Genomic DNA, 19553 nt, shown 5'->3' on the forward strand with positions numbered 1-19553 from the left:
AGACATCCAGGCGGCGATCAGAGCGAGAAGCCGCGTCTGACGGTCCTGCGCCACGACCGCCCGCACCCGCTCACCGCCGAGGAGTTCGCCGCTCTCCGTCTCAACGGCGTCGGGCCTGTCTCTGTGCGTTCGCTGATCGAACTCCTCAACGAGATGACGCACAAGGGGCCGACGCTGCCCCAGGCGTACGAGAGGGCGCTTTTGCGGAAGCCTTCCGTCGAGCAGCAGCTCCAGGATCTCCTTGCTGAGGTCGAGGCGGCAGCCGACGAGTAGCTGCGCCCGACAGCGTCCGCCCCGTGATCGCTGCCGCTGGTGGATGGTGCAGTGCCGCCTCCCTCGGCGATCGACCGACCGCACTGCTGCGCCGTCCGACGATGGGCTCTACCCGCCCTCCTCACGGGTTACTTGTCCTCTGGTGCCCAGGGGACATCGCGGTGGCGGCCGACGGGACTTCCCGCCGGCCGCCTACGTGATGACCGCTTCGGTCAGAGGCCGATGCCCTTCGTTGGGGCTTCCTCGAACATCGCGCCGACGATCCACCGTTTGGGCAGCACCACGAAGCCACGCATGTCGTCGCTGCGCTTGACGATCGCCAGGACCAGGGCGAAGGCGGCCAGGCAGTTCTCGACGAGGCTGCCGGTGTAACCGCCGTCGGCCTACATCCGGGCCAGGCGGTGATGGGCGTCGGCCACCTGCCCGAGCAGAACGTGGGCGGCGGTGCGGTCGCTCTGCTCGGCCCGCTCACTACAGGGACCGCTGTTGTGTCCTCCGCTGGCGAGCAGGGCGCCGCCCGCGTCCTGGGCGGGCCGTATGTGGTCGTACCGTACGAGACCGTCAATGTCCGTACGGGGCCGGCTCGTCCGTTCCCCTCAGCGGGTACCGTGGCGGCGGGTGAGGCCCGCGGTGCCTACTGCTGGGAGTTCGGTGAGCTCATCAGCGACTACGGCTTTACCAACAGGGTCGATAAACTGACGAGCCGTCACGAAGGTTCAGACCAGTACCAGCGGTACAAGAACCACTTCAACCTGCGGTCATTGCCTCGCTTGTACTCGCAGTTGTAGGGGACACCCTTGGGTTGCCCCACAGCGCGGCACACGCGCGGGCTGCGCACCCGGTCGAGTGAAGACGCCCGGGCGGAAGAACCTTGCGGGTGCCGGCGTGATGCCAGGCGTGAGGCAGATCACTGACAGCCCGGACAGCCCTACGGGCCGGACCTGGCGGGCCCAGCCCGTGGGACTTTCCCCTCCCCCGGCTCAGTCGATCTTGATGGAGCTCACCCGGTCGTTCCAGCGGCTGCTCATCGCCCGCTCGTAGTGATTGGGGCCGGTGTTGCCCGGATACCAGTTGCCCTCGCCGCCGAGGTTCTCGGCGAGATGAGCGGTGCAGGCGCCGGTCCGGTACGAGGACGTCTTGTTGTTGAAGTTGTAGCGCGTGAGGTTCTGCCAGGATCCGCGGTCGTAGAACCGCAGAATGCGTCCGTTGGGGCGCAGGTCGATGTGCTCGCCCAGTTCCAGCGGGGACGAGCAGCGCGCCCGTATGCCGGCCGCGGTGCGGTCGGCGTACACCTGTGTGGCCTTGCGGTCCAGTTCGGCCGTCGTACGGAAGCAGTTGACGCTGTTCTGCCATACGCCGCAGGCCTTCGCCGCGCCCCAACCGCCGGACAGGTCGGTCTTCTTGCCTTCGAACGTCGCGACGGCGCCTCGCGGAGCGGACGCCGCCGCTGCCGCCTGACCGGTGGTGGCCGACCCAGCGCCGAGTACGGCCGCAGCGGCCAGTGTGGCAGCGAAGAGTGTCTTGCGTCGCACTGTGGTTCCCCCTTGAGGAAAAGAGAAGGACTGTGGAGCCCATCCCTGGTGGACCCTTGTGTTCCCAGAACGTACGGTCCGCCGCGTACGACCCGCGTCGCACACGGGGTTGAACTCCTGTGCAGACCAGCGCGGTAACGGCGACAACTGCCGTGCGTCCCCCACCAGTTCACTCACACAGGGATCAACGACCCGGAACACCTACCGTTTCGGATCAATATGACCGAGATCGATTTCGAAGAAGCGATGAATTGCCTGAAACTCGTCCTGGCAATCGATGCATGGACGGAAAGTCAAGTGATCCTGCAGAGACCAATTAACCTTGACACAGCGCATCGAATTGACCGACTTGAAGTCGCAGAGATCAGGTCTGCTATGGAACGCGCTAATGCGGCTAGGGGATTGCAAGGCGCGGAAGTAAACTGGGGAACTTCCTTTGAAGTAATGGTGGTCCGAAACGCCACGAGCATTGCGCGGATGGGGTTCAGCATTCGCGCTGTAGAAGAAACATCCTCCTTCGATGAAAATGGTCTCAAATTTTCCATCGGAGACCCTAGTCTAGAATTTTCACTAAGCGTACTCAGGGAAATCAAAGAGGGCAATCAGGCACGAAGGGCAAATTTCCTGCGCACGTCACGCAATCGGCGAGATTTGCAAATCTACTTGTCTCCCGACAACGTGAAGGAGATGATCAAGCCTGGCGCTCCACTTGCTCGGGGAATCGTCGGAGCAATCCTTCCAATCATCACTTTGAAAATAGAATCGGCCAAGCCGCGGTCCGACTTCAGGGAGATCTCCGAGGCCTTTCTATTCCAACTCGCCTACAACTTCGATGTCTCCTATCGAGTTGCGGATAATTTGGAGCACTTGGTCTCCTCGGGCCGCGTGAGGAGGAGAGGTCGGGCAGCCGACGCAGCGATGGATGCTCCTCGAATGACTTACAAATCCGACCTCGTGCACCATTACCAACTCGCAGTCTCCGCCGACAGCCCAATGCTCCAGTACCTTTCGTACTATCACATCGCAGAGCACTTCTTTGAGCGCGTATTCAATGACGATTTCGTAGAGCAGGTGCGCAGGAAAATTGCCGATCCCGCATTCTCCCTCAAGAGAGCTAAAGATATTCAGGGCGTCATCAAGCTGATCTCTTCTACGCAGAGAAAGGTTCGCGATGAGGGAGGAGTGGACGAACAGCGCGCACTTAATCTCGTCCTTGAGAAGTACGTAGACCTCCCGAGACTCGCCAGCGAACTACACGCTCACGACAGTGATCTACTCGACTACTACAAGAAGCAATCGCCATCATTTTCCGAGAATGTCACGGTTGACCTCGCCAATGAACGCGAATCCGAAGTGAAAAGCGCCCTGGCCAAGAGGATCTACCAGACACGCAATTCCCTCGTGCACGCTAAGGATGGCGCACGCCCGCGCTATTTCCCTTTCGTTAACGATGCGGAACTGGCTCGCGAGGTGCCCCTTCTTCGATTCTGCGCGGAACACATCATCATCGAAAATGGAAAGGTGATCTGACCCTCGCGGTTTGATATTTCCGGCTCATTAATGTCGCCGGACAACGGCGGAGCTCGGCGGCCGAGACTGGATTCCGGACGGCCCAGCGAGCATGAGGCTGAGCCGTCCGCAGAGCCGGAGGAACTGCGGACGTCGTTCTGCGTCGTGGCGATGCCGAGTCCGACGACTCTCGGGTAGACGTGTGATCGGCCAAGATGAGGGGGCGTGCCAGATGCGTGCCAGGTCGTGCGGGGAACCACGGGGAATGCCGGGCAAGCGGTAAGCAGCCAACCGGACGCCGCTCAGGCTCCGCCGCAGGTCGGGACGGCGGCTAACCCCGAATCACCTCAGCTTCCCAAGCTGAGGTACCAGTACGCTGCCAGCGGCAGGCACCAGCACAGACGAGGAGCGTCGTGGAGCTATCGCCACCGATGTTGAACCGTCTTGCGAACAGCAGCCTCGGAGCCGTCCCGGCGGCCGCTGCTGTGGCCTACGCAGCACAAGCCAGTACCGGCTTCTCGCGGCTCACGGCCTGTTTCGCTGTGATTGGGTTCGTGATCCTTGCCGTGAGGGGTTACCGGCTCGGCGTGACGTGTGAGCGCGGGAGACTCTCAATCCGCGGCTACCTGCGCACACGCGTGATTCCGCGAGAGAGCATCACGGAGATCACGGCCTTCCCCGCCGTCAGATGGACGGCTCGCAAGGGGGGTAAGCGATGGACCCCTATCACGGCGTTCATGACGAGCCCGAGCGAAGCCTCGACAGCCAGCCTTCACAAGGCCCATGTCACCAGGAAGTTGCGACGGTGGGCGGGACACTAGCGACGGCCAACGCGGGACCGTCTCCCGATGAGCGCGCGGCCGGCAGAGCTGACTTTCGTGTCTGTGCCGGGCCGTCTCTGGGCCGTCCGAGGCTGCTCACCAGTGGCCAATGACGACCAACGACGACCACCAGGCGCACGACCCCACCGCCCCTGACCAGCAAAAACCCAGCTCACCAAGATCCCCGGCAAGACCCAGGGCAAGAAGAAGTGAGCCTGCACCCACAGACTCCCTGTCCGCAGTTCTTCCGCCGGTGGGGGACCTGTTGCCGTACCGGAGCTCCCAGGGTCCGCACCCTGTCTACGTGTTGCCTCTGTGCTCGGCATGTCCCTAACTGGTTGGCACGGGTGCTACGGGACGGACCGCGGTGAAGTCCTGGAACTCATAGCGGGTGGCGGAGAGCAACAGCAGCCACTCGTCGCAGCCCTGCCACGGAGAAAGGTCGCCGCCGCCTCCGCGCACCACTCGCGGTCCGTCCCCCGTGCGGGGGCGTGCATCCACCGGTGCATCCGTGAAATGCGGGATCCACACGTCAGCGCAGATCTCGTTCGCCGACCCCATCCCCGCCAGCCCGAAGGCGTTCTCAGCCGCGGCAGTGCGCTCCTCGTCGGCGAAATCGTCGAGCACCTGGTCCTCGTCCGGCCTTCCCTCCCCGCGGAAGGTCAGAGTGGTCGTACCTGCCCGGGCCGCATACTCCCACTCCGCCTCGCTCGGCAGCCGGAACGGCAGCGTCCCCAGCAGGTCGTCCAAGTCGTCCTCGAACCGGGCCGTACTCGAATCCGATTCGGCGAAGCTGTCCTCGTACTCGGGGAGCCAGTGCCGTGCTTGTGCCACCGTGAGCGGATGCCTGGCGATCAGGAACGGCTCGACCCGCACTTCTCGCACCGGCCGGGCCTGGTCAGCGCCGGCGAAGAACGCCTTGAGGTCGTCATCGGCGCCTTCGGCCCGCTCGATGGCACGAACCGCGTCCAGTTCCGCGTCGGACAAGCCCATCCGGAACGTCCCACCGGGAACGGCCCGGAAGACCACTCCGGAAGGGATGTGCCGCCAAGCCGGTCGACCGGCCACGATCTCTTGAGCCCACATGGTGCCGGACGCTAGCAGCCGGGCATCCCGGACGGTGCCCGGGAAGGGAGTCTGGTCAGCTGATCACCTCCTGGACGCCGCAGCTCTGCACCACTACCGCACCAGATCGAGCGGGGAACAGCGGGGAATCACGGTGAAAGCCGACGGCACCTGCGAGAGTGCGGGTCAGCGCCCGATTCAGCCTCGACCGATCGCAGCTTCCCAAGTTGAGTGCCCAATCGTGCCCGGCGATAGCCAAGGGCACGGTGGACCTTGGCCCAGCTGGTCGGATCCGCCTCACAGCTCCTCGCTACGATCCCTGCCCATGGACAGCAAGGGCGGGGATCCCTCACACCAGCACACGGACTCCGGTACGGCCGTGGAGTTCGTCTACAGGCCAACGGCAGCGGACTTCGAAGAGGCGCTCCGTGCACGAGCTCGTCGGTCACCGTCGGGGCGGGCCCAGGCACTCATGGCGCCGCTCGTGGCGCTAATCGCCGTGAGCGTCTTCTCGGTTCTCCAGGATGCCCCGCTGCCCGTGTGGATCATCTCGCTGGTACTCGCCGTGCCAGTCGCGTTCTGGGCCACTGTGCGAGGGCTGCGCACCATGGCCCGCCGGATGTTCAGCATCGTGGAGCCGTACGGGCAGTGCCGCATGGTGGCCGACGACCACGGCGCGGTCAGCACAGGCGAGCGGGTGTCCTTCACCGTGGACTGGACGGTGTTCCGGGAATACCTGGAGACGCCCGGACTCTTCGTGCTGCTGAGTGGCGACCGCGCGGCCGGAGTCGCGGTGCTGCCCAAGCGGGGCGCCCAGGACCGCGGAGACGTTGACCGGCTTCGGGCGATCCTGGACCGGAACCTGAAGCGGCTCTAGACGAAGGTCTGTGAGCCTGCACGGGAGGCATCTCCCGCCAGGGACCGTCTCAGTTTCCGTCTCATTCAGCTGCGTTCACGGCCGTTCAACGGAGACCACGAGGCCGACTCACGTTGGCGATCAACCTTGGATGAACGCAGGTGAACGCCCCCGCACACACCCCACCACCCCACCACCACAGTTGGAAAGCGTGTTGGCGGTACGCGACCCCGACCACCCGTGCCACCTGGATTTGTCCCGGGCTCCGGCACCCGGAATCGACCCTGCTGTCTACCGTCGCCCGTAGCCGCACCGGCGGGCCACCTGACATCCATGGCTGACATCAACCGCGACGGACGCCAGCAACTCCGGGCGGTCGCAGGCGTCAGCTCAAGCCTCGCAACAGCCGACCGCTGAGGGCGTCGGATCGAACTCCTGAAGCGGTGATCGTTCGACCCACCGCTGCAGGCGGGCGCAGGCCACCAGTGCGCTGGCGTCTTCGGTGAAGTAGAACAGGAAGGTCCATTTCTGATCAGGATCGAACCGCTCGTCCGCTGACGGCGGTCCGGGAGACGCGGGCCGGCCACAGGGCCTCACGGTCCGCCGCTACTCCGCCGCCGTGGGGGAATGGTCGCCACGGCCGGGTGACCGCCAGGGTCCGCATCCCCCCTCCCCCCCGGCCGACCTGGCCCACGCAGCCGCAGGTCACCGGCCGGACCCTCCCGTCTCTCCGCTGTCGGTCTTCTCCGCCGCCCCGGCTGCCGCCCCCGCTCCGCTCCCCCACGACCGTCGGCGCCCCACGCAGCCCTGGCGCATGTCATCGATCCGATACCCCATGGCCCTTCGTCGCCTCGTCGGCCGTCGGCGCCCCCTCGGCCGTCGGCGCCCCCTCGGCCGTCGGCGCCCCCTCGGCCTCCCCGAACCGCCCCAGCGCCACCGCCCCCGCGACACAGCACACGAACCCCGCCAGGGCCAGCCCTCCGTACCCGTGCCGCGTCGTGTCGCCGAGCCAGACCACGCCGAAGACGCCCGGCCACACGGTCTCGCAGATCACCATCGCCGCCGTGGCCGCCGTGACCGAACCGGACTGCAGGGCCTGGACGAGGAGGAGGTAGCCGCCGACGCCGGAGACGACCACGACGTACGCGGCGGGGTTGGCGAACACCGTCGGCACCGTCGCGTCGGGCAGCAGGCGGACGGCGATCGCGGTCAGGCCGAAGCTCAGGCCGGCCGTGGCACCGAGGACGACGGGACGACCGCGCCGCAGCAACCCACCCAGAACCCACCCCACCGCCACCACCAGCACCGACGCCACCAGCATCGCCGCCCGCATCGGCGGGTCGCCGTCACCGGGCCCATCGCGCCCGGCGGACACCGAGAGCGTCGCCAACCCGAGGCATACGACGATGACGGCACCCCACTCCACGCGCCGCAGCCGCAGCCCCAGTACGGCCGTACCGACCACCGCCGTGACCGCCAGCGAAGCGGCGACGAACGCCTCCACCAGGAACAGGGCCACCAGCTGCAACGCCACCACCTGCGCCACGAACCCGAGCGTGTCCAGCCCCGTCCCGGCGAGAAACGGCCAGCCCCGCAGGGCCTTCGCCACGATCCGCCCCCGTGAACCCTCCCCATCGGCCGCCGCCCGCCGCGCCCCCACCGCCTGCCACACCGTCGCCATCCCCATGCACACCGCAGCGCACAGCGCCAGCACCAGACCCGCCACCATGCGGGCACCGTAACGACGGGCCCCCGCCCCACCCCCGCGACACCAGCGGGACCCACCCGCACGGCCCCCTCAGCCGGCTCCCCACCCCTCCCTCGCGCCACTCACGACCACACAAAGTCCGACAGATTCATTGCCTCACTCTGTTCGAAGTCCTAGTGTTGCCGGGATTTCTCAACATCACCGGACAGCATCCGACGCTCCTCAGTACGTGCACCGCACCATGTCGTCCCGAGGAAGGCCCCGGCAATGCACCTCCCCCACCCGCGCCCCGTCGCCGTCAGCCGCCGCCGTCTCCTGGAAGGCGGCGCCGCCCTTCTCGGCGCCCTCGCCCTCCCCGGCGGCGACACCTACGCGGCGCCCCGCACCGCGACCGCGGCCGCCGCCACCCCCGAGTGGAACGGCAACATCGCCCTCTTCCAGGTCGGCACCGAGCCCCCGCACACCACCCTCATGCCGTACGCCGATGTCAGACAGGCGCTCAAGGCGGACCGCACCGACTCCCCGTACCGCGTGAGCCTCGACGGAAAGTGGAAGTTCGCGTACGCGGACCGGCCCGACGACCGGGACCCCGACTTCTACGGCACCGACGTCGACGACAGCGACTGGGACACCATCCCGGTACCCGCGGTCTGGCAGCTGCACGGCTACGACTACCCGATCTACGTCAACATCACCTACCCGTGGTGGGGGCCGAACGGGAAGAACGCCAAGGGCGAGGACGTCCAGCCACCCGCCGCGCCGACCGCCTACAACCCCGTCGGGCAGTACCGGCGTACCTTCACCGTCCCGAGGAACTGGTCCGGCCGCCGTACGTTCCTGCACTTCGAGGGGGTCAAGTCCGCGCACTACGTGTGGGTCAACGGGGAACTGGTCGGCTACAGCGAGGACTCGTACACCCCCGCCGAGTACGACATCACCCCGCACATCAAGCCGGGCCGCACCAACCATCTCGCCGTCGAGGTGTACCGCTACTCCGACGGGGACTGGCTGGAGGACCAGGACATGATCCGGCTGAGCGGCATCTTCCGCTCGGTGTACCTCTACTCCACACCCACCGTCCACCTGCGTGACTTCAAGCTGGACACCCCGCTCAGCGACGACTACACGGCCGCCGAGCTGTCGGTCACCGCGAGCGTGCGCGGCTACGAGAAGGGCGGCGGCGGCTCGTACTCCGTCGAAACCCAGCTCTACGACGACCGCGGGCACCCGGTCTGGTCCCGGCCGCTGCAGCAGACGGCCGTCGTCTCCACCGCCGGGGAGGACGTGACCGTACACGCGAGCAAGGCCGTTCCCTCCCCCGCCCTCTGGTCGGCCGAGCATCCGAACCTCTACACCGCCGTGCTGCGGCTGCGCGACCCGCGCGGGAAGATCGTCGAGACACTCTCGCACCGCGTCGGGTTCAGGGAGTTCGCCCTTAGGGCCGGCCTGATGCGGATCAACGGGAAACCCGTCTCCTTCCGGGGCACCAACCGGCACGAGATGCACCCGGAGCGCGGTATGGCCCTGACCCGCGCGGACATGGTGAAGGACATCAGGGTCATCAAGCGGATGAACATGAACTCCGTCCGCACCTCGCACTACCCCAACAACCCGCTGTGGAACGAACTGGCGGACGAGTACGGCCTCTATCTCGTCGACGAGACGAACCTCGAGACGCACGGCATCCGAGACCGCCTCCCCGGCAACGACCCCGACTGGTCCGCCGCGTGTGTCGCTCGTGCGCGGAACATGGTCCACCGCGACAAGAACCACGCCTCGGTCGTCATCTGGTCGCTCGGCAACGAGGCCGGCGGCGGCAGCACGTTCGTCAACATGCGGAACTGGATCAAGTCGTACGACACCACCCGCGTCGTGCAGTACGAGGGCGACGACCGGCCGACGATCAGCGACATCCGCTCGGAGATGTACGACAGCCCGGCGCGGGTGGAGCAGCGGGCGAAGGACACCGCCGACACCCGGCCGTACGTGATGATCGAGTACTCGCACTCGATGGGGAACTCGACCGGCAACTTCAAGAAGTACTGGGATCTGATCCGCCGTTACGACGTCCTGCAGGGCGGCTGGATCTGGGACTTCGCCGACCAGTCCGTGAGCACCCCGACCCCGACGCGGAAGCTGTTCACCGAGTCCGGGCCGAACGCCCTGCGCGGTGAGATCGTCAACCCCTCCGGCACGTTCGACCGCGACAAGGGCGTCACCTACGCGACCGTCTTCGCCCGCGACACCTCCCTCGACCTCACCGGCTCGCTCACCCTCGAAGCCTGGGTCACCCCGCACTTCACCGGCTACCACCAGCCGATCCTCGCCAAGGGCGACACCCAGTACGCGCTGAAGCAGACCGACAAGAGCGTCGAGTTCTTCATCCACGGCGGCGGACAGTGGGTCAGCGTGAGCTGGGCCGTACCGAACGAGGGCTGGACCGGCGCCGAGCACCACATCGCCGGTGTCTTCGACGCCGACTCCGGCACCCTCACCCTGTACGTGGACGGCGAGGTGCGGGCCACCCGTACGACCACCCGCAAGCCCGCCAACAACACCGCCCCGCTCGCCCTCGGCACCGACACCGACAACCCGACCCGCGAGTTCAGCGGGACGATCCGACGGGCCCGGGTGTACGCGCGTGCCCTCGGCGCCACGGAACTGGCCTCCGACGGCCGAAAGCCGTCCGATGACGGCGTACGTTTCTGGTTCGACGCGGCCACGGTCGCCTTCGAGGAGAAGAAAGCCCAAAGGCCGCACGACAAGACCTTCTTCGCGTACGGCGGCGACTGGGGCGACCATCCCAACGACGGGGCCTTCGTCGCCGACGGCATCGTTCTCGCCGACCGCGGCCACACCGGCAAGGCCGCCGAGGTCAAACGGATCTACCAGGCGATCAATGTCACCCAGCGGCCGGGCATCGGCGAGGTAACGCTGGTGAATGAGTACCTCTTCACCAACCTCCGTGAATTCGACGGCAGTTGGACGCTGGTCGCGGACGGCGAGGTGGTCCGGCGCGGCCGCCTCACCCGAGCCCAGCTGAACGTCCCGCCACTGTCCAGCAAGGACATCACGCTCCCCGTGAAGCTGCCGGACGACCCCGCCCCCGGCACCGAGTACTTCCTCCGCCTCTCCTTCACCACCAGGGAACGCACACCGTGGGCCAAGTCCGGCTTCGAGGTCGCCGGCCAGCAGCTCGCCCTCGACGCCGGCGGCCCGGCGGTGACGCCGGTACCGCTGACCAGCGTGCCGACACTGACGTACGACGACGGCAAGGGGAAGGTGACGGTCACCGGTAAGGGCGGGGGCGGGGCCGACCGCTTCTCGGTCACCGTGGACAAGGGCACCGGGACCCTCACGTCGTACGTCGTGGGCGGCACCCGGCTGGTCGACTCCGGGCCCGTGCCCAACTTCTGGCGGGCCCCCACCGACAACGACAACGGCAACGGCCAGCACACCCGCAACCAGACCTGGAGGGACGCGGGCGCACGGCGAAAGGTCACGGCCGTCGAGGCGCATGCCCTGACCGACAGGGCGGTCGTCATCCGGGTCCGGGGCACCCTGCCGACGACCACGGAGTCCACGTACACCACGACATACACCGTCTTCGGCAACGGCGAGATCAAGGTCGACCACACACTCCACCCGGGCGCGGCCTCACTGCCGTACATCCCCGAAGTCGGCGCCCTGTTCTTCCTCCCCCTCCGCCTGGACCGGCTGCACTACTACGGCCGCGGCCCCGAGGAGAACCACTGGGACCGCAACGACGGTACGGACGTCGGCCGGTACTCGGGGACCGTCGCCGAGCAGTGGACCCCGTACATCCGCCCCCAGGAGAACGGCAACAAGACGGATGTCCGCTGGCTCTCTCTGACGGGCCGCAACGGCTCGGGCCTCCTCGTCTCCGCCGAGCCCGGCACCCTGCTGGAGTTCAACGCCTCCCACTTCACCCCGGAGGACCTGTCCGCCGGCGTCCGCCACGACTTCCAGCTCACCCCACGCAACCAGGTCGTCCTGCGCGTCAACCACCGCCAGATGGGCATCGGCGGCGACAACAGCTGGGGCGCCCACACCCACGACGAGTACAAACTCTTCGCGAGCCGGGACTACGCGTACACATATCGGTTGCGGCCACTGAGGGATGTGGGACAGGCGACGAGGGCGTCGCGTCGGCCGACAGCCACGGAGTAGCGCAGCAAACGCCATCAGTAATGCGACGCACGGCCACGGCGCGAACGAGGACGCGGCCGACTTCATCAAGTGGATCGCCGAGGTGACGGGTTGCAGAGGTAGCCCTGCCCGCCTCGCCGCCTTCCGAAGACTCGGCGTGTCCGTGTTCCCGTCATACAACCGGCGGCCGAAGCCCGATGCCGAGCCCAAACCGGGGCTCGGTTTCATCGTGGTGTTGGGCCTCCGGTGGGGCCCCAATGTGCTCTGCCACACCCGTTGACTTCCGCATCATGCGGCTCTACTTTCAGCCAGCCAATACGTTCGGAAAACCGATCCTTGTTCGGGATATCGACCCCCGGATATCCGTAGGAGCCGCATGTCATCCCCCTCCCTCCGCCGCAGATGCAGAACCGCCGCCGTACGGGCCCTCGCCCTGGCGACCGGCGTGACGGCCGCGCTGCTGTTCGCCCAGCCGAGCCAGGCGCCCGCCCCCGCGACGACCGAACTCAACGCGTCTCCAGTCGCTGTGACGGATCGTCAAATAGCCGTGCCCGAGGCCCCCATGGGCTGGGCCTCCTGGAACGCGTTCGCCGCGAAGGTGGACTACAACGTCATCAAGCAGCAGGTCGACGCATTCGTGGCGGCGGGGCTGCGCGAGGCCGGCTACGAGTACATCAACATCGACGAGGGCTGGTGGCAGGGCACCCGCGACAGCGCGGGCAACATCACCGTCGACGAGGCCGAGTGGCCCGGCGGCATGAAGGCCATCGCCGACTACATCCACAGCAAGGGCCTGAAGGCGGGCATCTACACCGACGCCGGCAAGGACGGCTGCGGCTACTACTTCCCCACCGGCCGCCCGGCCGCGCCCGGCAGTGGCAGCGAAGGCCACTACGAGCAGGACATGACCCAGTTCTCGAGGTGGGGCTTCGACTTCGTGAAGGTCGACTGGTGCGGCGGTGACGCCGAGCGCCTCGATTCGAAGACGACCTACCAGGCGATCAGCGACGCGGTGGCCGCCGCGACCGCCACCACCGGCCGCCCGCTCACCCTCTCCCTGTGCAACTGGGGCCGCTCCAACCCCTGGAACTGGGCGCCGGGCATGGGCGCGATGTGGCGGACGAACTCGGACATCTTCTTCCACGGCGGCACACCGTCGTACGGCAACGTCCTCACCGCCTTCGACCGCAACATCCACCCCACAGCCCAGCACACCGGCTACTACAACGACCCCGACATGATGGTCGTCGGGATGAACGGCCTGAGCGCGGCCCAGAACCGCTCCCACATGAACCTGTGGGCCATCTCCGGCGCCCCGCTCCTCGCCGGTCTCGACCTCACCACCCTCACCACCGAGACGAGGAACATCCTCACCAACCCCGAGGTCATCGCCGTCGACCAGGACCCGCGCGGTCTCCAGGGCGTCAAGGTCGCCGAGGACACCAGGAACCTGCAGGTGTACGGCAAGGTCCTGTCCGGCAACGGCAACCGCGCCGTCGTCCTCCTCAACCGCACGTCCACGACCCAGAACATGACCGTCCGCTGGTCCGACCTCGGCCTGACCAACGCGACGGCGACGGTCCGGGACCTGTGGACGCGGACGAACGTCGCCACCACCGGCACCAGCTACACCGCCAGCGTCCCGGCGGGCACTTCGGTCATGCTCACGATCAAGGGCGGCACCGAGCAGTCGGCGAGCACGTACAACGGCACCGCGGGCTTCTCCGGCGTGGCCGCCGGCAGCGCCGGCCTGAAGACGGTCGACGTCTCCTACACCAATAACACCTCCGCCCCCGTGAAGGCCACCCTCACGGTCAACGGCAGCCAGACCCCCACCAAGGTCTCCTTCCCGCCGACCGGTTCGAGCCCCGGCAACATCTCCGTCGCCGTGTCCCTGAAGCAGGGCAGCGCCAACACGATCTCCTTCTCCGGCGCCCCCACCCTCGAAGGCATCGTCGTACGAGCACTGCCCGGCAGGAACGGCACGCTCGTCACCGGCGCCCAGTCCGGCCGCTGCCTCGACATCGACAACAACACGATCAACAACGGAACCGACGCCCAGCTGTGGGACTGCAACGGCGGCCAGAACCAGGTCTGGCAGTACAACAGCACCCGCAAGGAGCTGGTGGTCTACGGCAACAAGTGCCTGGACGCGCACGGCGCCGGCACCACCAACGGCACCCGTGTCGTCATCTGGGACTGCACCGGCGCCACCAACCAGAAGTGGAACGTCAACAGCGACGGCACCATCACCAACGTCAACGCCGGGCTCTGCCTCGACGCGTACGGCGCCGCCACCACCAACCGCACCAAGCTCGTGCTGTGGGGGTGCAACGGCCAGAACAACCAGAAGTGGAGCCTGACATGAGCGACACGCGACGGCGAGGGAACGAGCGGACGCGACGTTTCCCGGTGGGCTACTGACACCTGAGGCGTCTGGAAGTCGGCAGTGGCCCGGAGCATCGGCTCCGGGCCACTGCCCTTTCCACAGCCGGTATCGAACCCATCGGCCGCCTCCCGCGTCTCAGTACCGATCGTGGAGTCGAAGGGGGCACACATGGGCAAGCGGATACGGGCGGCCAGGGTCGGTACGGGTGCGGTCGTGGTGGGTACGGTGCTGGCGCTCGGCGGGCTCCAGGGCGCGAGCGCCGGTACACAGACAGTGGAGGACGTGTCGGTTCCGGCCGAGGTGTGTGTCGGCGGGCGGCCGGAGGGCAGTCTCGCCGGGCACGGCCTCCCGGAGGACACCCCGTTGGACCGGACGCTGGGGTACGTGGACAAGCTGGCGTACGGCCGTCATGCCGATGTCTTCACCGGGCTGGTGGTCGACGAGGACGGCCAGGCCGCGGAGGTCTACCGCATCCCTTCCGAGGCCTTCGACGAGGACATCTGCGGGGCCGCCGAGAAGGGCGTGACCATCCGCCTGTACGACAGGGACATCAACGAGAAGGACCTCAACGCCCTCTCCGACCGCATCGCAGACGACATGCGCCGCTGGGACGGCACGTTCAACATGCGCAGTGTCGGTCTCGACGGAACCGGCTATGTCCACATCGGCGTCGACGACCCCGGCACCGCCGAGCCGATCCTCCGCGAGGCCTACGGCGAGCAGAACGCCAAGTACCTCCGCATCGAGTACGAACCCCAGGCGGAGCTCCAGTGAACGTGGGTCCCTGCGGGCGAGTTGGTGCGTCGCCGCGGATCCCGTATGATTGATCACGAGCCGCTCACCGGAACTCCGGGAAGCACTCAATGCGTTGGTGGTCCAAGGAAAGACGCCCCGCTTCCTGCGGGGAAATGCAGGTGCAAGGCCTGCCCGGCGCTCCACTTCGAACCCCACTCCGTGAACCGCGGGGTGGGGTTCGTGCGTTGTGCCGTCCGACTCCGGTGAACGTTCCCGGTCCACCGGACGTCACAGTGGCGGCCGTCTTCGAAGGGGGAACGCCATGCCTGTGAACGATGCCGTGCGGAACCGTCGTCGTGCCTTGTCCGGCGTCGTACTGGCCGGGGTGTTGGGGTGGGGGGTCTCCGGGTGCGCAGAGGAGTCGACGTCGGCGAAGGCGTCGGCGACCGACTGGCGGGAGCTCTCCTCGTACAGCTACACGCTGGAGTCGAGTGAGGGGGAGCGCTCGCTGATCGGGACGTTCGAGGTGACCGTCCGGGACGGGAAGGTCGTGGACGCTGTCGGGGTCGATGAGAGTGGGCGGCGGGTCGTGCGGGATCTGCCCGACGAAGTGCCCACGATCGGCGAGCTGTTGGCGGAGGCGGAAGCGGCTCGGAAGGACGACGCGGACACCGTGGACATCGACCGCGCCGCCGACGGCCACCCGACCCGTATCTTCCTCGACTGGGACGAGAACGCGATCGACGACGAGGCGCTGTACGGGATCAGCGACTACCTGCCGGACTGACTCTCCGCGGCGGTCGGTCGGCTCAGATCGCGGATCGTGCCGCCGACCTTGGCCTTCAGCGGGTCGAGTACGGCGGGCTTGGCGGAGATGGCCCAGCGGGGGCCGACCAGGTACTTGCCGCCGTAGATGGCGGCGCTCTCCAGCCAGACCTCCTTCAGCTCTTCCTTCGGGAAGGTGGTGATGAGGTAGTCGCCCTCAGCGGTGCGGCACACCCCCTCGCGAAGCTCCTCCGCCTCGGTACGGATCTTCACCTTGCAGCCCGTGAGGGACGCGATCACCTCGACCTTGGCCGGCGCCACGACCGCCGCGACCGGGCTGGACTCGTCCCCCGTCGCCCTGTCCGCCGCCTTGTCGTCGTCACCGCCACCGCCGCACGCCGCCATCAAGGGCAGGACAGCCAGGGTCACAGCCAGCGCGGCGCCACGCGTCAGCTTCCTCACCACGTCCTGTTCTCCGTTCGCGCTCTGCCTACGTACTGAGTGCACCCCGAGAAGGGGTACGTGTGAAGGGCACGGAATGCTCAGCGGATCCGGCACGCGGCAAGGTGGTGAGTCCTACTCTGGGGTGCGTGGGCGCGTGAGGGCATGCTCCGGGAACGGGGCTGCGTCGAACGGGGGTTGCCAGCTGCTCACCAAGGAGCGTGAAGGAGGACGGTTCGACTCGATCGTGTGATGGTCGGCTTCTGTGCTTGCGGCGTCCTGGGCTGTTCGGGCTACGGGGATCGTGCGATCCGGGACGCCGGGTACGGCGCCAGTGTGCGGGGCCCCCGCTCCACCGGAGTGATGGTTACCGGAAGGCCCTCACCTGTTCAAGATCCCTCAGCCGAGACCTGGCTCACCCGTCCACAACCTCCCGGGACAGAACACCTAGGGCGTGTTGCGAAAATCCCGTCGTCCGCCCGAAGGGCGTGCCGGGCGGCGTCATGGGGGTCCCCCCGCTCGAGCGAAGCCGAGAGTGGGGGAACGTGCTCTCGGCGTGCCGGGCGGAAGGCCCCGTGAATGGACTGGATGTACGTGGGCTTTCGCCCGGTGCGGCGGTGGGGGTCCCTCCCGCTCATGGGGGCCCCTCCCGCTCGAGCGAAGCCGAGGGTGGGGGAGCGTGCCGGGCGTCGGGCGGCAGGCGGGACTTTCGCAACACGCCCCCGGGGCGTGCCTCAGCCTGGACGGGTCCCGGCCACCTCGTCGTAGTAGGACTCGGCGGCCGGGCCGAGCACATCATGGGCCTCCATGAACATCTCGTACGCCTCGTGGCCCACCCACCCCGCCGGGAGGAGCTCGGTCGGCAGGTCCGGGTCGCGGAAGGGGAACTTGCGGTAGTCGTACGTCAGCCGCATGCGCTCCACCAGGGCCTCCGCGGGGCTGAGGTGCCCGGCCCGGTACGAGGGCATCCGGCCGCGATAGGTTCGCAGCAGCTCCCGGTAGTCCTCGTTGAGCGCGGCCAGGTCCCAGCCGCGCGCCGCCATCTCGCGGTCGACGGGCAGTCCGCCGGACTGGCAGCGCAGGGTGTCCAGCCGGACGGCCGGCTCGTCCGCGAACTTCTCCCGGACCTGCTGGAGCCGGTCGTGCGGGGAGACGTACGTGGACGGGGCCAGGGGGCCGAAGCCCAGCCAGGCCAGCTCCTTGCGGATGCGGTCGCGCACGCCGCGCTCGGTCTCGGGAACCGAGTAGATGACCATGTACCAGTGCCGGTCCCAGTCGGTCGGCGCCCGGTCGAAGATGCGTGAGCGGCCCTCGTCGAGGAGCTGGAGACTGCGCTTGTTCAGCGCGTAGACCGTCTCCCTGCCCTCCCGCCGGACATCGAACCACCCCTCCTTCCGCAGCCGGGCGAGGACCACCCGCACGGTGCTCTCACCGACACCGAAGCAGCCCATCAGCGTGCTGAGCGTGCGCATCCGGGCGTCCCCGCCGCGGTAGCGGACGTAGTCGCCGAACAGGTCGAAGACGATCGATCGAGGCTTCACGAAAATGACTATGTCACACGGACGGCCGTCGTGAGGATGAGCGGTTCGAGGACGGAGATCTCTGGATCACCTTGCTGGAGCGGCTGGGGCAGCCTTGAAGATGCGCAACAAATTATTGACGCCCGTGTATCCATTGACACAGGATGCCTGCGGGCCTGAGTCTGGGCCTGTACTCGAACTGAAGGCGGAGCCATGGTTTCTCGGATCGCTTGCGTGGGAGGCGGCCCAGGTGGGCTGTTCTTCGCGGCGCTCATCAAGCAGGCCGATCCGTCGGCCGAGGTGACGGTCTTCGAGCGGAACCGTCCGGAGGACACCTTCGGCTTCGGCGTGGTGTTCTCCGACGCGACCCTGGCCGCCATCCACGAGGCCGACCCCGTCCTGCGCACCGCACTCGCGGACCACGGCCGGCACTGGGACGACATCGAGGTGCGGCTCAAGGGACAGCGCGTCCGGTGCGGCGGCAACGGCATGGCCGCCATCACCCGCAAGACCCTGCTCCAACTGCTGCACCGGCGGGCGGAGGAGGTCGGCGTCGACCTCCGGTTCAGCCACGAGATCCCCGCCGATCCGGAGCAACTGGCCGACTACGACCTCATCGTGGCCGCCGACGGCGCCAACTCCCGCTTCCGCGACCGGCTCGCCGACGTACTCGTGCCCGAAGTCGAGGTCGCGACCGCCAAGTTCATCTGGTTCGGCACGAACTACCTCTTCGACGGCCTGACCTTCGTCCACGAACGCGGCCCGCACGGCACGTTCGCCGTCCACGGCTACCCGATCAGCGACGACGTCAGCACCTTCATCGTGGAGACCGACGAGGACTCCTGGCGGCGGGCGGGCCTCGACGAGTTCGACACCGCGCAGCCGCCGGGGCCCAGCGACGAGAAGACCAGGCACTACCTGGAGAAGCTCTTCGCCGAGCAGATCAACGGACACCAGCTGCTGGTCAACAACTCACGCTGGGGCAACTTCCGCACCCGCCGCACCCACCGCTGGCACAGCGGCAACGTCGTCCTGCTCGGCGACGCCGCCCACACCGCGCACTTCTCCGTCGGCTCCGGAACCAAGATGGCCATGGAGGACGCCGTCGCCCTCGCCGACAGCCTCCTCGCCCACCGCGACGACCTGCCGACCGCCCTGGAGGCGTACGAGGCCGCCCGCCGGCCCTCGGTCGAGAAGATCCAGGGCGCCGCCCGGCCCAGCCTGTCCTGGTGGGAGAACTTCGGGCGCTACCACGACGCGTTCCGGCCCACCCAGTTCGCCTTCCACTTCATCTCCCGCTCCATCGGCAAGGAGCGGATCGCCCGCCGCGACCCCGGGTTCGTCGACAGGGTCGTACGGGACTGGCGCGTCGCCCACGAGGGATCGGCCCCCCTCGACACCCCGTTCATGGAGTTCGGCGGCCGACGGCTGACCCCGGCCCAGCTCGCGGAGCTGCGCGGCGAGGGCTCCCGCTGCCTGTGGCTCACCGCGCCCGACGCGGAGGCCGCACTCGCCTCGTCGTACGACCAGTTGGCCGCGGCCCTGAGCCGTGAGGTGCCGCCCGAGCTCGTCGCCGTACAGCACGGAACCCCGCTCACCCGCTCCCTGCTCGCCGAACAGGCCCGGCTGGTGTACGGCGTCCCCGTGCTGATCGTGGAGGACACGATGGACGACGACCGGGCCGAAACCCTGGTGCTGTCGGGGCGGGCCGATCTGGTGGCCCAGGCCGACTTCGCGGGCCGGACCGACTCGGTGGGGCAGGCGTGACC

General features: G+C 67.6%; 14 protein-coding genes. 9 read left to right on the forward strand and 5 right to left on the reverse strand.

All coding sequences use genetic code 11. From position 1 onward, the window contains the following. The first annotated feature begins 123 nt into the window (after nucleotides 1–123). Together CES90_RS46415 and CES90_RS46420 are read left to right on the forward strand one after the other, a co-directional pair. Nucleotides 124–273 (forward strand): hypothetical protein, encoded by a 150-nt coding sequence (locus tag CES90_RS46415; RefSeq protein ID WP_189787938.1) that lies wholly within the window; start codon nucleotides 124–126, stop codon nucleotides 271–273. 404 nt (nucleotides 274–677) lie between these two features. Continuing rightward, the gene (locus CES90_RS46420) at nucleotides 678–1061 is read left to right on the forward strand and encodes a hypothetical protein (RefSeq protein WP_189787937.1); all 384 of its coding nucleotides are present in this window, start codon (nucleotides 678–680) and stop codon (nucleotides 1059–1061) included. A gap of 192 nt (nucleotides 1062–1253) precedes the next feature. On the opposite strand, the gene CES90_RS46425 is transcribed toward CES90_RS46420, so the two are convergent. Further along, nucleotides 1254–1805 (reverse strand): hypothetical protein, encoded by a 552-nt coding sequence (locus CES90_RS46425; RefSeq protein ID WP_189787936.1) that lies wholly within the window; start codon nucleotides 1803–1805, stop codon nucleotides 1254–1256. A 219-nt stretch (nucleotides 1806–2024) separates the two neighbouring features. Between CES90_RS46425 and CES90_RS46430 the strand changes: the two genes are divergently transcribed. Next, a complete protein-coding gene (locus CES90_RS46430) occupies nucleotides 2025–3335 on the forward strand; it encodes a hypothetical protein (RefSeq protein ID WP_189780728.1) in 1311 nt (436 codons plus the stop codon). Between the two features lie 1130 nt (nucleotides 3336–4465). On the opposite strand, the gene CES90_RS46435 is transcribed toward CES90_RS46430, so the two are convergent. After that, complete coding sequence (locus tag CES90_RS46435; RefSeq protein ID WP_189780729.1) at nucleotides 4466–5221, reverse strand: formylglycine-generating enzyme family protein; 756 nt, start codon at nucleotides 5219–5221, stop codon at nucleotides 4466–4468. Between the two features lie 304 nt (nucleotides 5222–5525). Here CES90_RS46435 and CES90_RS46440 point away from each other — a divergent pair, with 304 nt between their 5' ends. Further along, nucleotides 5526–6077, forward strand: a complete 552-nt coding sequence (locus CES90_RS46440) for a YcxB family protein (RefSeq protein WP_189780730.1) — start codon at nucleotides 5526–5528, stop codon at nucleotides 6075–6077. A 796-nt stretch (nucleotides 6078–6873) separates the two neighbouring features. Here CES90_RS46440 and CES90_RS46445 read toward each other — a convergent pair. Continuing rightward, entirely contained in the window at nucleotides 6874–7785 is a 912-nt protein-coding gene (locus CES90_RS46445; protein ID WP_189780731.1) for a DMT family transporter, read from the reverse strand. A 246-nt stretch (nucleotides 7786–8031) separates the two neighbouring features. Between CES90_RS46445 and CES90_RS46450 the strand changes: the two genes are divergently transcribed. The 4 genes from CES90_RS46450 to CES90_RS46465 all read left to right on the forward strand — a co-directional run bounded on the left by CES90_RS46450 (nucleotide 8032) and on the right by CES90_RS46465 (nucleotide 15845). Further along, a complete protein-coding gene (locus CES90_RS46450) occupies nucleotides 8032–11955 on the forward strand; it encodes a glycoside hydrolase family 2 TIM barrel-domain containing protein (protein WP_189780732.1) in 3924 nt (1307 codons plus the stop codon). Between the two features lie 355 nt (nucleotides 11956–12310). Further along, nucleotides 12311–14302 carry a ricin-type beta-trefoil lectin domain protein gene (locus tag CES90_RS46455; RefSeq protein ID WP_189780733.1) on the forward strand — a complete coding sequence of 664 codons (1992 nt, stop codon included), beginning with the start codon at nucleotides 12311–12313 and terminating at the stop codon, nucleotides 14300–14302. A 189-nt stretch (nucleotides 14303–14491) separates the two neighbouring features. Next, nucleotides 14492–15097: a hypothetical protein gene (locus tag CES90_RS46460; RefSeq protein WP_189780734.1), complete on the forward strand. Its 606-nt coding sequence runs from the start codon at nucleotides 14492–14494 to the stop codon at nucleotides 15095–15097. Between the two features lie 283 nt (nucleotides 15098–15380). Beyond that, nucleotides 15381–15845: a DUF6174 domain-containing protein gene (locus CES90_RS46465; RefSeq protein WP_229913571.1), complete on the forward strand. Its 465-nt coding sequence runs from the start codon at nucleotides 15381–15383 to the stop codon at nucleotides 15843–15845. On the opposite strand, the gene CES90_RS46470 is transcribed toward CES90_RS46465, so the two are convergent. Next, complete coding sequence (locus CES90_RS46470; protein ID WP_189780735.1) at nucleotides 15830–16288, reverse strand: hypothetical protein; 459 nt, start codon at nucleotides 16286–16288, stop codon at nucleotides 15830–15832. The two genes, CES90_RS46465 and CES90_RS46470, sit on opposite strands and share 16 nt — an antisense overlap. Nucleotides 16289–16998: 710 nt before the next feature. Continuing rightward, entirely contained in the window at nucleotides 16999–17805 is an 807-nt protein-coding gene (locus CES90_RS46475) for a PaaX family transcriptional regulator (protein ID WP_189788209.1), read from the reverse strand. Between the two features lie 213 nt (nucleotides 17806–18018). Here CES90_RS46475 and CES90_RS46480 point away from each other — a divergent pair, with 213 nt between their 5' ends. Continuing rightward, complete coding sequence (locus CES90_RS46480) at nucleotides 18019–19551, forward strand: FAD-dependent monooxygenase (RefSeq protein WP_229914474.1); 1533 nt, start codon at nucleotides 18019–18021, stop codon at nucleotides 19549–19551. Nucleotides 19552–19553 lie beyond the last annotated feature (2 nt).

Source organism: Streptomyces capitiformicae, from assembly GCF_002214185.1.
In the GTDB taxonomy this organism is placed as follows: Bacteria; Actinomycetota; Actinomycetes; order Streptomycetales; family Streptomycetaceae; genus Streptomyces; species Streptomyces capitiformicae.